We start from the raw sequence: 12,916 nt of genomic DNA, 5'->3' as shown, positions 1-12,916 counted from the left end.
ATGGCGCCGGAGTTGATGCCGGCCTGCCGCATCCTGCGGGCCGCCGCCGTTTCGCTCGACAATGCTCCCAGGGAGGAATTCCATGCGCACCTACGGTCATTTCATCGGTGGCAAGCATGTCGCCGGCAAGTCCGGCCGCATCGCCGATGTGTTCCAGCCGCTCGACGGCTCGGTCTTCGCCAAGGTGGCGCTGGCCTCCAAGGCCGAGGTGCGCGAGGCGGTGGAAAACGCCAAGGCCGCCCAGCCCGCCTGGGCCGCGACCAACCCGCAGCGCCGCGCCCGCGTGCTGATGAAGTTCCTGGAGCTCTGCGCCCGCGACAACGAGAAGATGGCCGAGCTGCTGGCCCGCGAGCACGGCAAGACCATTCCCGACGCCAAGGGTGACATCCAGCGCGGCCTCGAAGTGGTCGAGTTCGCCATCGGCGCGCCGCAGATGATGAAGGGCGAATATACCGAGGGCGCCGGCCCCGGCATCGACATCTATTCGATGCGCCAGCCGCTCGGCGTCTGCGCCGGCATCACGCCGTTCAACTTCCCGGCCATGATCCCGCTGTGGAAGGCCGGTCCCGCCATCGCCGCCGGCAACGCCTTCGTGCTGAAGCCGTCCGAGCGCGACCCGGGCGTGCCGCTCATGCTCGCCGAGCTGTTCCTCGAGGCCGGCCTGCCGCCGGGCATCTTCAACGTCGTCAACGGCGACAAGGAATCGGTGGACGCGGTCCTCGACGATCCGGACATCAAGGCCGTCGGCTTCGTCGGTTCGACCTCGATCGCCGAGTACGTCTATTCGCGCGGCTGCGCGGCCGGCAAGCGCGTCCAGTGCTTCGGCGGCGCAAAGAACCACATGATCATCCTGCCCGACGCCGACCTCGATCAGGCGGCGGATGCGCTGATCGGCGCCGGCTACGGCTCGGCCGGCGAGCGCTGCATGGCGATCTCGGTGGCCGTCCCGGTCGGCGAGGACACCGCCAACCGGTTGATGGAGCGGCTGGTGCCGCGCGTCGAGAGCCTGAAGATCGGCCCGTCGACCTCGGCCGATGCCGATTTCGGTCCGCTCGTCACCGCCCAGGCGCTGGAGCGCGTTCGCGGTTATGTCGATATCGGCGTGAACGAGGGCGCCAAGCTCGTCGTCGACGGCCGGGCGTTCCGGATGCAGGGCTACGAGAACGGCTTCTACATGGGCGGCTGCCTGTTCGACAACGTCACCAAGGACATGCGGATCTACAAGGAAGAGATCTTCGGACCCGTGCTGTCGGTCGTCCGCGCCAAGACCTATGCCGAGGCCCTCGGCCTTGCGAACGATCATGAATACGGCAACGGCGTCGCCATCTACACCCGTGACGGCGATGCGGCCCGCGACTTCGCCGCCAAGGTCGAGGTCGGCATGGTCGGCATCAACGTGCCGATCCCGGTGCCGCTGGCCTATTACACGTTCGGCGGATGGAAGCGCTCGTCCTTCGGCGACCTCAACCAGCACGGCCCTGACGCCTTCCGCTTCTACACGAAGACGAAGACCGTCACGTCCCGCTGGCCCTCGGGCATCAAGGACGGCGCGAGCTTCGTCATCCCGACGATGGCATGATTGGACGGATGATCTGATCGAATATGGGGCTTCGGCGGGGCTTTCAGCCCTACCGGAGCCCCGCCTCCCGCGCGATCCGGTGCGCGGCCTCGTTTTCGCTGACGAGGAAGGCGGCGAAGGCCGCCACCGGCATATCGGGGATCGTCACCCCGTGCGGCTCCAGCCGCGCCCTGACGGATGGATCGCGCAGCGCTTCCCGCACGGCGGCGTTCCATTTCTCGACGATGGCCGGGTCGGTTCCCGCCTTCAGCACCAGCCCAAACCAGGATTTCGACGTGAAGCCGGGAACGCCGGCTTCGGCCATGGTCGGCACGCCGGGCAGGGCGGCGAGCCGCGTCTCGTTGGCGACGGCGAGCGCTCTGAGGTTGCCGCCGATCTGCTCGCGCACGTTCTGAAGGTCGCCGAGCATGACCGGCACATGGCCGCCGATCAGATCCTTTAGTGCCGGGGCGCTGCCGCCGTACGGCGCGTGGACGATCTCGATGCCAAGCCGCCGTTTCAGCACCTCGAAGCCGAAATGGTTGGAGGCGCCTCGCCCGAACGAGGCGAAGGTGGCGCGCGCCGGATTGGCTTTCGCCCAGGCGGCGAATTCCGCGACGGTCGTCGCCGGAACGGACGGATGGACGACGAGGACGTGCGGGCTCGACGCCATCGGCGCGACCGTCACGAAATCCCTGAGCGGATCGTAGGGCGGGCGCTCGGCGAGCAGCGGCGAGACGAGGAAACTGTTGGAGATGGCGAGCACCGTGTAGCCGTCCGCAGGCGCTGCCCCGACCGACTGCGTCGCGATCATCGTGCCGCCGCCCGCCTTGTTCTCGATCACGAAGGAGGCGCTCCACTTCCGCGCGACATGCTCGGCGACAATGCGCGTCACGGCGTCCGTGCCGCCGCCGGCCGCGAAAGGCACGACCACGCGGATGGCGCGGCCGGGCTCGGGATAGGTCTGGGCCCCGGCATTGCCGGTCGCGCATGCCAAAGCCGCCGCCAGCGACAGCGTCGCGATACGAACCATGTTTCCTCCATGCGCGGCCTATTGTCGCCGCGCCCGCTTCCGCCGGGCGATTTTCCCGCCCGTTGCCGCAACTTAGCTGCCGCATCCGGCATCTCGCCACGCCGCCAATCCGCATGGGTGTCCCGCGTCGGCGGGGATGACGGATGCTCCGTGATCGGCCACCAATGGCGCCGCTACAGATTCAGGGGACATTCCGATCATGCGCATCGCCGTCGGCGGCTTCATGCACGAGACCAATACCTTCGTTCCGGAGCCGACGCCCTGGGCGATGTTCAATCAGGAGGGCGCCTGGCCGGGTTTCACCCGCGGGCCGGAAGTGCTGACCAGGTTCCGCCCGTTTAACATTGCCATTGCCGGCTTCATGGCCGTCGCCGAGAAGGCCGGACATCAGATGCTGCCGCTGTCCTGGTCCTTCGCGCAGCCCTCGGGCCCGGTCGAGGATGCGGTGTTCGAGCGCGCCGTCTCGTATCTGCTCGCCGATATCGCGGACGCCGCGCCCGATGCCGTGTTCCTCGAACTGCACGGCGCCATGACCACCGAGACGATCGAGGACGCTGAGGGCGAGCTGCTCGCCCGCGTCCGCCGTCTCGTCGGGCCGGACGTGCCGGTGGTCGCCTCGCTCGACCTGCATGCGAACGTCACCCAGAAGATGGTCGACAGCGCCAGCTTCATGTCGGCCTACCGGACCTATCCGCATATCGACTGGCTGCAGACCGGCCAGCGCGTCGCCGAATGGTTCGACCGCGTGGTGGCGTGGGGGCCGCAGCCGGCGCGCGCCTTCCGCCAGATGCCGTTCCTGATCCCGATCGCCTCGGGCTGCTCGATGATCGAGCCGATGAAGGGGCTCTACGCCCTGCTCGGGGAGATCGAGGCCGAGACCGGCGTGCACCTGTCGCTCTGCCCGGGCTTCCCCTCGGCCGACATCTTCGACATGGGCGCGACCGTCATCGGCTATGGCGCGTCGCAGGATCAGGTGGACGCGGCCGTCGGCCGTCTCGCGCAGGCGGTCGTCCGCTCGGAAGCGGCCTTCCTCGAACACCTCGCCAAGCCGCAGGACGAAGCGGTGACGCTCGCCTTCCAGCGGGCCGGGCTGGCGTCGAAGCCGGTGATCATCGCGGACACACAGGACAATCCCGGCGCGGGCGGCTCGTCGATCACCACCGGTTTCCTGAAGGCCATGATCGGCCGGGGCGCGCAGAACACGCTGATGGCGCTCTATCACGAACCGGATATCGCGCTCGCCGCGCAGGCTGCGGGCAAAGGCGCGACCATCGAGGTGACCTTCGCCGCGAGCGGCAAGGGGCCGGGCGAGGTGCCGCTGACCACGAAGGCCGAAGTCGTTGCGGTTTCCGATGGCCGCTTCATTGGAACGGGGCCGATGGTCGGCGGCCAGCCGATCAATATGGGCCCGTCCGCCTGGCTCAGGATCGGCGGCATCGACCTCGTCGTCGGCTCGGTGCGCCAGCAGCCGCATTGCATCGCGGTCTGCACGCATCTCGGCATCGATATCAATGGCTATGACGTGATCGTGCTGAAGAGTTCGGTTCACTTCCGCGGCGACTGGCAGCCCTATGCCGATTCCGTGGTGGTCGGGGCGTCGCCTGGCGCGGCGCTGGACGACACGGGCGTCATCCCGTTCGAGCACCTGAGGCCGAACGTGCGCAGAAGGCCGATGTCGAACCAGTAGCGATATCGCGGGCTGGGCGATCACTCTCCGTCATGCCCGGCCGTGTGCCGGGCATCCACGAATTTTCTTCACGCCTGTGTTCAAGTCGTGGATGGCCGGGACAAGCCCGGCCATGACGCGAGCGAGCTTCAAGCAATCAGTCGCCTCACGCGTCCGGCTTCGAGATCACCACATTCAGCGACCGGAGGATCGGCAGCACCACGTCGATGGCCGGCGTCGCCACGCCATGTTCGCGCGCGAAAGCCTGCACCTGCCCGACAATGGCCTCGACCTCCATCGGGCGGCCGGCGACCGCGTCCTGCAGCATCGAGGGATAGCCGCCGGGACGGCCGGGGCGGGCAGGGACCGCCGTCGCCGGATCGATCCTGTCGCTGATGTCCCAGCCCATTTGCTTCGCCACGGCCATCACTTCCAGCACCATGGTCTGGCCGAGCTCGGTGATACCCGGCGCCTCGTGCCAGCGGCCGAGCCTCAGCCGCGACAGCGCCGCGAGCGGGTTGGCGGCGATGTTGAGGGTGAGCTTCTCCCACATGTCGCGGCGGATATCCTGAGAGACCGGCGCGATGAGCCCGGACTTCTGGAACAGGTCGGCGGCCTCCTCGGCGCGCGGCGAGAGACCGCCGCCGGGCTCGCCGATGATCCATTTGTTGGCGGCCGCGTGGGTGACGACGCCGGGCCTGTTGATCTGGTTGGCGGAATGGACGACGCCGCCGAGCACGCTTTCCGGGCCGAGATCGCGCCAGAGCGCGCCGTCGGGGTCGAGCAGCGGTAGCGAGCCCTCGTCATTGATGCCGGCATTCCACCACCAGGGAATGCCGTTGGTGAAGAACAGCGCGCGCGCATCGGGCGCCAGCAGCGCCTTGAGCCGCGCCGCGATGGCGGGCAGCGAATGGGCCTTGAGGGTGACGACCACCAGATCCTGCTTCGGCAGGGTCGCGGGGTCGTCGGTCGCCCCCATCGGCTTGCCGCCGATGGTCTGGCCCTCGGTTTCGAGGAACAGTCCGTTGGACTTGATGGCTTCCAGATGAGCGCCCCGCGCGACGACGAAGACCTCGGCATGGCCGGCCGCGATGAGGCGCGCGGCGGCATGACCGCCCACAGCACCGGCTCCATAGACGCAGACCTTCATGGACTTGCTTCCGATCAGATGACGTTGAGTTCGAGCACGGGTTCGTTCCGCAGGATGCGGTCGAAGCCGAAGACGGAGAGGTCGAGGCTGCGATAGCCGCCATGGACGATCAGCTCGGCGGTGGCGCGGCCGGCGGCCGGCGCCTGTTGCAGGCCGTGGCCGGAAAAGCCGTTGATGAAGAACAGGTTGGCGATTTCGGGATGGGGCCCGAGGATGGCATTGTGGTCGAGCGTGTTGAAGTCGTAGTGCCCGGCCCAGGCGCGCATCTGGCGGAGCTGCTCCATGGCGGGAATGCGCGTCGCCCAGGCCTGCCAGACATGGTTCTCGAACTCGTCGTGAGCCGGCTCGAAATCGCCATAGGCCGCGGGGTCGGGGTCATTCTCGCCCGGTCCCCAGCCACCAATGACGAGATCGCGCTCAGGGCGCATCCAGACGCCGGAGGGATCGACGATCAGCGGCATGTTCGCGAAAGTCTCCGGGCATTTCACCACGAAGACGGTGCGCTTGCGCGGCTCGACGGGCAGGGGCACGCCGATCCCCTGAGCAAGCCTGCCGGCCCAGGCGCCGGCGGCGAGAACCAGCGTGCCGCAGGAGCGCGTCGTGCCGTCCTTCAGCGCGACGCCGGTCATCCGGCCGCCCTCTGCCGTCAGGGAGGCAACCTCGCCTTTCTCGTAGATCGCGCCGGCCTCGCGCGCCGCCTTGCGGAAGAGGTCGAGCAGCATGGCCGCGTCGAACCAGCCCTCGCCGGTGCGGCCCCAGGCGCCGAGCGCGATGTCTTCGGTCGAAATCCAGGGGAAGCGCGCCTTCAGCTCGTCCGGGCCGAGCAGCAGGATGTCGGCGCCCTCGGCGGCCTGCGTACGCCAGTTGGCCTCCAGCACGGCGCGGCCGCCCTCCGAGGCGAGGATCAGATAGCCGCCCTCGCGGAAGCCGATATCGGCATTGGTACCGAAACGGTCCTTCAAGGATCGGATGACCTCGATGCCGAAGCGGCTCATGCGGATGTTCTCAGGGGTCGAGAACTGCTGGCGGATGGACGCCGCCGACAGGGTCGTGGAAGCCTCGGCATAGGTCGGGTCGCGCTCGATGACGCGCACCGTTCCCTGAAAACCCAGCTCCTTCTTGAGGAAATAGGCGGTGCAGGACCCCATGATCCCGCCGCCGACGATCAGCACGTCCGCGTGTGTCACGCTTGTTCTCGTTGGTTCAAAACTCGTTCGGAAGGACGATGGCATGCGTGCTGCATTGCAGCTAGCCTCGCCCGCACATAGCCCATCCCCGGATCAACCTGATGTCCAGCCGTCCCCGCCGCTCCGCCCTCTACATGCCCGGCTCCAATGCCCGCGCGCTCGACAAGGCCCGTACGCTCGCCGCCGATATCGTGATCCTCGACCTCGAGGATGCCGTCGCGCCGGACGCCAAGCAGGTGGCGCGCGAGCAGGTGGCCGCCGCCGTGAGGCAGGGCGGTTTCGGCCATCGCGAGGTGGTCGTCCGCATCAACGGTCTCGACACCCAATGGGGCCGCGACGATCTGGCGGCGATCGCGCCGACCGGCGCGGAGGTGATCCTGCTCCCGAAGGTCAATGACGGGCCGGACCTGATCGCCTCGGGCAAGGCTATCGCGGCCGCCGGCGCGCCGGAGCGCACGGCCGTCTGGGCGATGATGGAAACGCCGCTCGCCATGCTGAACGCGGGTGCGATAGCCGCGGCGGCGAAAGATCGTTCGACGCGGCTCACCGGTTTCGTCATGGGCACCAACGACCTTGCCAAGGAGACCGGTGCGCGCATCGTGCCCGGCCGCGCCCCGATGAATTCCTGGCTTATGACCTCGCTCGCGGCCGCGCGCGCGCATGGGCTCGCCATCCTCGACGGCGTCTGGAACGAGATCGGCGACGAGGCCGGTTTTGCGCGCGAATGCGCGGAGGCGCGCGACATGGGCTTCGACGGCAAGACGCTGATCCATCCTTCGCAGATCGGCCCCTGCAACGCCGCCTTCTCGCCCGGCGAGAAGGAGGTCGTCTGGGCGCGCACGATCATCGCCGCTTTCGACCTGCCGGAGAATTCGGCCAAGGGTGCGATCCAGATCGAAGGCCGCATGGTCGAACGCCTGCACGCGGAGATGGCGCGCAAGCTCGTCGCCATCGCGGATGCCATCGCGGCGCGCGAGATTCAGGCAGGCGCGTAGTTCCGCGTCTGCGAGGTCCGCCGGTTTCGAAGAGCGAGGCGCCGATGGCTCTCGCTGTGAGGACTACCGCTCCAGCACCGCACCCTCCGGCCCGTCATCGGCCGGCGGCTGGGCTGGCGGTACAGGCTGACGCCACATCGATCGAACCCAATTGCCGAGCGTCGTGAGCAGGTTGTCTTCCGGAGGCAAAGGCTCGGGGGTTCCTCCCGCGTTGGTGATGATCCGGGCGACCTCGGCTGCTGTTTCGAGCGTGTACTGCTTCTTGGGCGGAAAAATCAGCAAGGCCGACTTGATCGCCGTCCCCTCGCGCTCGAAGGGCGTGACATAGACCGGACCTGTGACGGTCTTGGCATTGAACCAGACAGGGTTTCCTTCAACTCCGCGAATGGAAGCGAGCGAGCGCAACTCCAGGCCGACCAGCCGGGCGATCTCCTCCGGCTGCTCCATGACCAACTGGTATCTGGCAGCGGTCAGGTCGATGCGCGTTTTACCATCCTCACCATAAACAGCTCGCCTGATCCGAAGCACTCGGGACGGATCGATCTGCGCTTTCCTGCCATCGGGCCAAGTGACCTCTAACATCTGCTTCGCCTCCCGTTGCGTAGCCCCGCAAACAGTCAGCTAGAATACATGGTGAGTAAAGCAAGTGCGGGTGTCGAATAGCAGCGGCAGGGCTATTTTTCTCGTTTGCGACAACATGGGCACAGACCCGCGGGCGCGGGAAACCTCGGCCTGAGGCCGGGGGGAGCTCGGCCATCCGATTGGTTGCCCTGCCGAGCGGTTTTGTGAGACAGGGTGTTTCCAACAAGGAAACGCCGTGACTCTCGCCGCCGACATCGATTGCAAGCAGATTCGCGAGGCGCTGGGCGCCCGTTCGGTCGTGCTGGTCGGGCTGATGGGCGCCGGCAAGTCCTCGATCGGCCGCCGCCTCGGGCAGCGGCTCGGCCTGCCCTTTGTCGATGCCGATACCGAGATCGAGAAGGCGGCCGGCATGACCATCCCGGAAATCTTCGAGAAGCATGGCGAGCCCTATTTCCGCTCGGGTGAGGTCAGGGTCGTGGCGCGCCTGCTCGATGCCGGAGCGCAGGTGCTGGCGACCGGCGGCGGGGCCTATATGAACGAGGAGACGCGCGCCCGGATCAGGGCGCAGGGCGTTTCGGTCTGGCTGAAAGCCGATCTCGACGTGCTGCTGAAGCGGGTGCGCCGCCGCGCCGACCGGCCGCTGCTGAAAGCCGACGACCCGGCCGAAGTGCTGCGCCGTCTGATGGACCAGCGCTATCCGGTTTATGCCGAGGCGGATCTGACCGTCGTTTCGCGCGAAGCCTCCCACGAAGACATTGTCGACGACGTGATCACGGCCATTGCCGGCCATGTCGTCCCGGCCAAGGATCTGCCCGCATCATGACCCCGACCGCCGCGGCCCGCGAGCCGGACGCCGTAACCCACGTGCCCGTCGCGCTGGCCGAGCGTTCCTACGACATCCTGATCGGGTCGGGCCTGATCGCCCGGGCCGGCGAAACCATCGCAACTCGCTTTCCGGGCCGGGCAGTGGCCATCGTCACCGACGAGACGGTCGGCGCGCTGCACGCGCCTACGCTTGAGGCAGGGCTCGCCGCCGCCGGCATCCGCCACCATCGCATCGTGGTGCCCGCCGGCGAGGCGACCAAGCGCTTCGCCATGCTGGAGGAGGTGGTCGACCAGATCCTCGGCCACCGGCTGGAGCGCGGCGACATCGTGCTGGCGCTCGGCGGCGGCGTGGTCGGCGATCTCGCGGGCTTCGCGGCGGCCATCGTCCGCCGGGGCATGGGCTTCGTGCAGATGCCGACCAGCCTGCTGGCGCAGGTCGATTCCTCCGTCGGCGGCAAGACCGGCATCAATTCGCGCCACGGCAAGAACCTGATCGGCGCCTTCTACCAGCCGGGCCTCGTTCTCGCCGATACGGACGCCCTGGACACGCTGTCGACCCGCGAGTTCCGCGCCGGCTATGCCGAGGTCGCCAAATACGGCCTGATCGACGATCCCGGCTTCTTCTCGTGGCTGGAGGCCAACTGGCGCGGCGTGTTCCAGGGCGGCCGCGACCGCGTCCATGCCATCGCGACCTCGTGCCGCGCCAAGGCGGCGGTCGTCGCGCGTGACGAGACGGAGACCGGCGACCGCGCCCTGCTCAATCTTGGCCATACATTCGGCCATGCGCTGGAAGCGATCACCCGCTACGACGGCGCGCGGCTGGTCCATGGCGAGGGCGTCGCCATCGGCATGTGCCAGGCGTTCCGTTTCTCCGCGAAGCTCGGTCTCTGCCCGCCCGACGATGCGGACCGCATGGCGGCGCATCTGAAGGCGGTCGGCCTGCCGACGGAGGCCGCGGCCATCCCCGGCGGGGTCGGAGACGTCGATGCGCTGATGGCCGCCATCGCGCAGGACAAGAAGGTCGCGCGCGGCAAGCTCACCTTCATTCTCGCGCGCGGCATCGGCAGGAGCTTCATCGCGAAGGATGTCGACGCGGCGGCCGTGCGCGAATTCCTCGGCGAGGAACTGGCCCGGCGCTAGGTTTCGGGCGGCCAGCCGTGGCAGTGTGAGCCGATTCCACGGCCGAGGACCCGATGGACGTCTTCGCACTGCCCCTGTTTCCGGCGCTTTTCCTGATCGCGATCGGGCTCCTGCTCGCGGCGATGAGCTCGGCGGCGCGAACCGCCATCGCCGCCGTTTCGCGGAGCCGGATGACGGCGCTGGAGGCGGGCGGCAACCGGCGCGCGGGGCTGGTTATCGGCTTCATGGACAAGCGCGAGCGGCTTGTCGCCGCGCTGGTGATCGGCCGCGCGGCCCTGCTGGTCGCTGTCACCGTTCTGGCCGCGAGCCTGTCGGTCGCGGCTTTCGGCGTCGCGGGCCTCGCCTATGCCGCGCTCGGCATGCTCTGCATCATCGTCGTTTTCGCGGAGGTTCTGCCACGCACGATCGCGACCCTGCGTCCGGAGCGGACCGCCCTCCTGCTGGCGCGCCCGACCGCCGTAGCCATGGCCGTGCTGGAGCCGGTGGCGGCAGCGCTCGACGCCGCCGTGCGCGGCGTGCTGCGGCTCTGTGGCATCCAGCTCGGCGCGGCGAGCGCCTCGTCCGGCGCCGAGGAGCTGCGCGGCGCGGTGGACCTGATGCACAAGGAGGGTTCGTTCGAGAAGCTCGACCGCGACATGGTCGGCGGCATCCTCGACCTGAAGGACCTGACGGTGCTGGACGTGATGGTTCACCGCACCAAGATGGTCACCATCGATGTTGGCGACGCCCCCGCCAAGGTGGTGCGGGACGTGCTGGCCGCGCCCTACACCCGCATCCCGCTTTGGCGCGATAGCTCCGAGAATATTATCGGCGTGCTGCACGGCAAGGATCTGCTGCGCGCGCTGGCGGCGGCGGGCGGCGATGCCGCGACGATCGACGTGGCGAGCCTCGCGCTGCCCGCCTGGTTCGTGCCGGAATCAACCAGCCTGCAGGACCAGCTGAAGGCCTTCCTGCGCCGCAAGACCCATTTCGCCATGGTCGTCGACGAGTACGGCGACATGATGGGTCTCGTGACGCTTGAGGACATCATCGAGGAGATCGTCGGCGACATTCGCGACGAGCATGACGTGCAGGTCACGGGCGTCAGGCCGCAGCGCGACGGCTCGGTCAATGTCGATGGCGCGGTGCCGGTGCGCGACCTCAACCGGGTCATGGACTGGCGCCTGCCGGACGAGGAGGCGACGACCATTGCCGGTCTCGTCATCCACGAGGCGCGCTCGATCCCCGAGGCCGGCCAGGCCTTCACCTTCCACGGCTTCCGCTTCCAGGTGCTGCGCCGCCAGCGCAACCGGATCACGGCCCTCAAGATCACGCCGCTGGATCAGGTCGCGACGGCCTGATCGACCCAGGGCGGCCAGAGGCTGTAGAGTGCGGTCATGGCCGACACCGACGACCGCATGATCGCACTGATCGCCCACGACCAGAAGAAGCCCGACATGATCGCCTGGGCCCGCCGGCACCGGGCCGTGCTGTCGCGCCACGCCCTGGTCGCCACGGGCACGACGGGCTCGCTGCTGAAGGCGGATATGGCGGAACTGGACATCAGCCTGATGAAGAGCGGGCCTCTCGGCGGCGACCAGCAGATCGGCGCCCTTATCGTCGAGGGCCGGATAGGGCTGATGGTCTTCCTCGTCGATCCGCTCTCGCCGCATCCTCACGACGTCGACGTCAAGGCGCTGACGCGGCTTGCCGTGGTCTATGACGTGCCGATGGCCTGCAATCTCGCGACGGCTGACCGGTTGATCGCCGGCTTCTAGCGTCACTCGCCCGGCGCGCGGGCCTCGATGGCCAGCGCATGGACCCGGCCCTTCAGTTCCGCATCCAGCGTCTGGTTGACCATGCGGTGACGGTCGACGCGCGAGCGGCCGCGGAACGCCTCGGAAACGACTTTCACGCGGAAATGGGTTTCGCCACCCTCGCGCCAGCCGCCATGACCCCGATGGTTTTCGCTCTCGTCGATGACGTCGAGCGCGGTCGGGGCGAAGGCTTGCGTGAGCTTGGCGGTGATGGATGCGTGGACGGACATGATCTTCTCCCGTCCCGCCCATATCGGCGAGCCGGGCGCGGATCGCAAGCCGGCCGCCCGTCTGTCGCCTTGCAGGCAACGTCTTGGCTCTGATACATCCGCGGGCAACGAGCTTTGACGGGGGAAACCCATGCAGAAATTCACCGTGCTGACCGGGGTCGCCGCGCCGATGCGCACGATCAATGTCGATACCGACATGATCATCCCGAAGCAGTATCTGAAGACGATCAAGCGGACGGGCCTCGGCGCCGGCCTGTTCTCCGAGATGCGCTTCAACGACGACGGTTCGGAAAACCCGGACTTCGTGCTGAACAAACCGGCTTATCGCCAAGCGCAGATCCTGGTCGCGGGCGACAATTTCGGCTGCGGCTCGTCACGCGAACATGCCCCGTGGGCACTGCTCGATTTCGGCATCCGCTGCGTGATCTCCACCTCGTTCGCCGACATCTTCTACAATAACTGCTTCAAGAACGGCGTCCTGCCGATCAAGGTGACGCCGGAAGAGCTGGAAAAGCTGTTCGAGGACGCCGACCGCGGCTCCAATGCGACGCTGACCGTCGATCTGGAAGCGCAGGAAATCCGCGGCCCCGACGGCGGCACGATCAAGTTCGACCTCGATCCGTTCCGCAAGCATTGCCTGCTCAACGGCCTCGACGATATCGGCCTCACCATGGTCAAGGCCAAGGCGATCGACGATTTCGAGACCACCGCCGGCGCTGCCCGGCCCTGGATGTAACGCACCAAGGACATGCCG

At 67.7% G+C, this 12,916-nt stretch carries 13 protein-coding genes; 8 read left to right on the top strand and 5 right to left on the bottom strand.

Translation table 11 applies throughout. The features are described from left to right. The first annotated feature begins 82 nt into the window (after nt 1-82). Nucleotides 83-1,579, top strand: coding sequence for a CoA-acylating methylmalonate-semialdehyde dehydrogenase (locus tag JNK84_RS03090; RefSeq protein WP_293420457.1), 1,497 nt, complete (start codon nt 83-85; stop codon nt 1,577-1,579). A gap of 49 nt (nt 1,580-1,628) precedes the next feature. On the opposite strand, the gene JNK84_RS03085 is transcribed toward JNK84_RS03090, so the two are convergent. Continuing rightward, a complete protein-coding gene (locus JNK84_RS03085; protein ID WP_293420455.1) occupies nt 1,629-2,591 on the bottom strand; it encodes a Bug family tripartite tricarboxylate transporter substrate binding protein in 963 nt (320 codons plus the stop codon). Nucleotides 2,592-2,790: 199 nt separating this feature from the next. On the opposite strand from JNK84_RS03085, the gene JNK84_RS03080 reads away from it, so the two are divergent. Continuing rightward, complete coding sequence (locus JNK84_RS03080; RefSeq protein WP_293420453.1) at nt 2,791-4,278, top strand: M81 family metallopeptidase; 1,488 nt, start codon at nt 2,791-2,793, stop codon at nt 4,276-4,278. Nucleotides 4,279-4,423: 145 nt separating this feature from the next. Here the strand turns inward: JNK84_RS03080 and JNK84_RS03075 are convergent, their stop codons facing one another. After that, nucleotides 4,424-5,407: a ketopantoate reductase family protein gene (locus JNK84_RS03075; RefSeq protein WP_293420451.1), complete on the bottom strand. Its 984-nt coding sequence runs from the start codon at nt 5,405-5,407 to the stop codon at nt 4,424-4,426. A 14-nt stretch (nt 5,408-5,421) separates the two neighbouring features. Continuing rightward, on the bottom strand, nt 5,422-6,639 hold the full coding sequence (locus JNK84_RS03070) for an NAD(P)/FAD-dependent oxidoreductase (RefSeq protein ID WP_293420449.1): 1,218 nt from the start codon (nt 6,637-6,639) through the stop codon (nt 5,422-5,424). A gap of 56 nt (nt 6,640-6,695) precedes the next feature. On the opposite strand from JNK84_RS03070, the gene JNK84_RS03065 reads away from it, so the two are divergent. Beyond that, entirely contained in the window at nt 6,696-7,589 is an 894-nt protein-coding gene (locus JNK84_RS03065; protein WP_293420447.1) for an HpcH/HpaI aldolase/citrate lyase family protein, read from the top strand. A gap of 63 nt (nt 7,590-7,652) precedes the next feature. Here the strand turns inward: JNK84_RS03065 and JNK84_RS03060 are convergent, their stop codons facing one another. Further along, nucleotides 7,653-8,171 (bottom strand): hypothetical protein, encoded by a 519-nt coding sequence (locus JNK84_RS03060; protein WP_293420445.1) that lies wholly within the window; start codon nt 8,169-8,171, stop codon nt 7,653-7,655. Nucleotides 8,172-8,406: 235 nt separating this feature from the next. On the opposite strand from JNK84_RS03060, the gene JNK84_RS03055 reads away from it, so the two are divergent. The 4 genes from JNK84_RS03055 to JNK84_RS03040 are packed head-to-tail and all read left to right on the top strand — an operon-like array spanning nt 8,407 to nt 11,893. Further along, complete coding sequence (locus JNK84_RS03055) at nt 8,407-8,994, top strand: shikimate kinase (RefSeq protein ID WP_293420443.1); 588 nt, start codon at nt 8,407-8,409, stop codon at nt 8,992-8,994. Continuing rightward, complete coding sequence (gene aroB / locus JNK84_RS03050) at nt 8,991-10,136, top strand: 3-dehydroquinate synthase (protein WP_293420441.1); 1,146 nt, start codon at nt 8,991-8,993, stop codon at nt 10,134-10,136. The genes JNK84_RS03055 and aroB overlap by 4 nt, the downstream gene beginning before the upstream one ends. A 53-nt stretch (nt 10,137-10,189) precedes the next feature. Continuing rightward, the gene (locus tag JNK84_RS03045; RefSeq protein WP_293420439.1) at nt 10,190-11,476 is read left to right on the top strand and encodes an HlyC/CorC family transporter; all 1,287 of its coding nucleotides are present in this window, start codon (nt 10,190-10,192) and stop codon (nt 11,474-11,476) included. A 36-nt stretch (nt 11,477-11,512) separates the two neighbouring features. Further along, the gene (locus JNK84_RS03040; protein WP_293420437.1) at nt 11,513-11,893 is read left to right on the top strand and encodes a methylglyoxal synthase; all 381 of its coding nucleotides are present in this window, start codon (nt 11,513-11,515) and stop codon (nt 11,891-11,893) included. Nucleotides 11,894-11,895: 2 nt separating this feature from the next. On the opposite strand, the gene JNK84_RS03035 is transcribed toward JNK84_RS03040, so the two are convergent. Then, nucleotides 11,896-12,162, bottom strand: coding sequence for a BolA family protein (locus tag JNK84_RS03035; RefSeq protein WP_293420435.1), 267 nt, complete (start codon nt 12,160-12,162; stop codon nt 11,896-11,898). A gap of 130 nt (nt 12,163-12,292) precedes the next feature. On the opposite strand from JNK84_RS03035, the gene leuD reads away from it, so the two are divergent. Then, complete coding sequence (leuD, locus tag JNK84_RS03030) at nt 12,293-12,898, top strand: 3-isopropylmalate dehydratase small subunit (RefSeq protein WP_293420433.1); 606 nt, start codon at nt 12,293-12,295, stop codon at nt 12,896-12,898. Nucleotides 12,899-12,916 lie beyond the last annotated feature (18 nt).

It is taken from the genome of Phreatobacter sp., assembly GCF_016793595.1.
In the GTDB taxonomy this organism is placed as follows: domain Bacteria; phylum Pseudomonadota; class Alphaproteobacteria; order Rhizobiales; family Phreatobacteraceae; genus Phreatobacter.
This window is presented reverse-complemented; position numbering and strand designations above follow the sequence as displayed.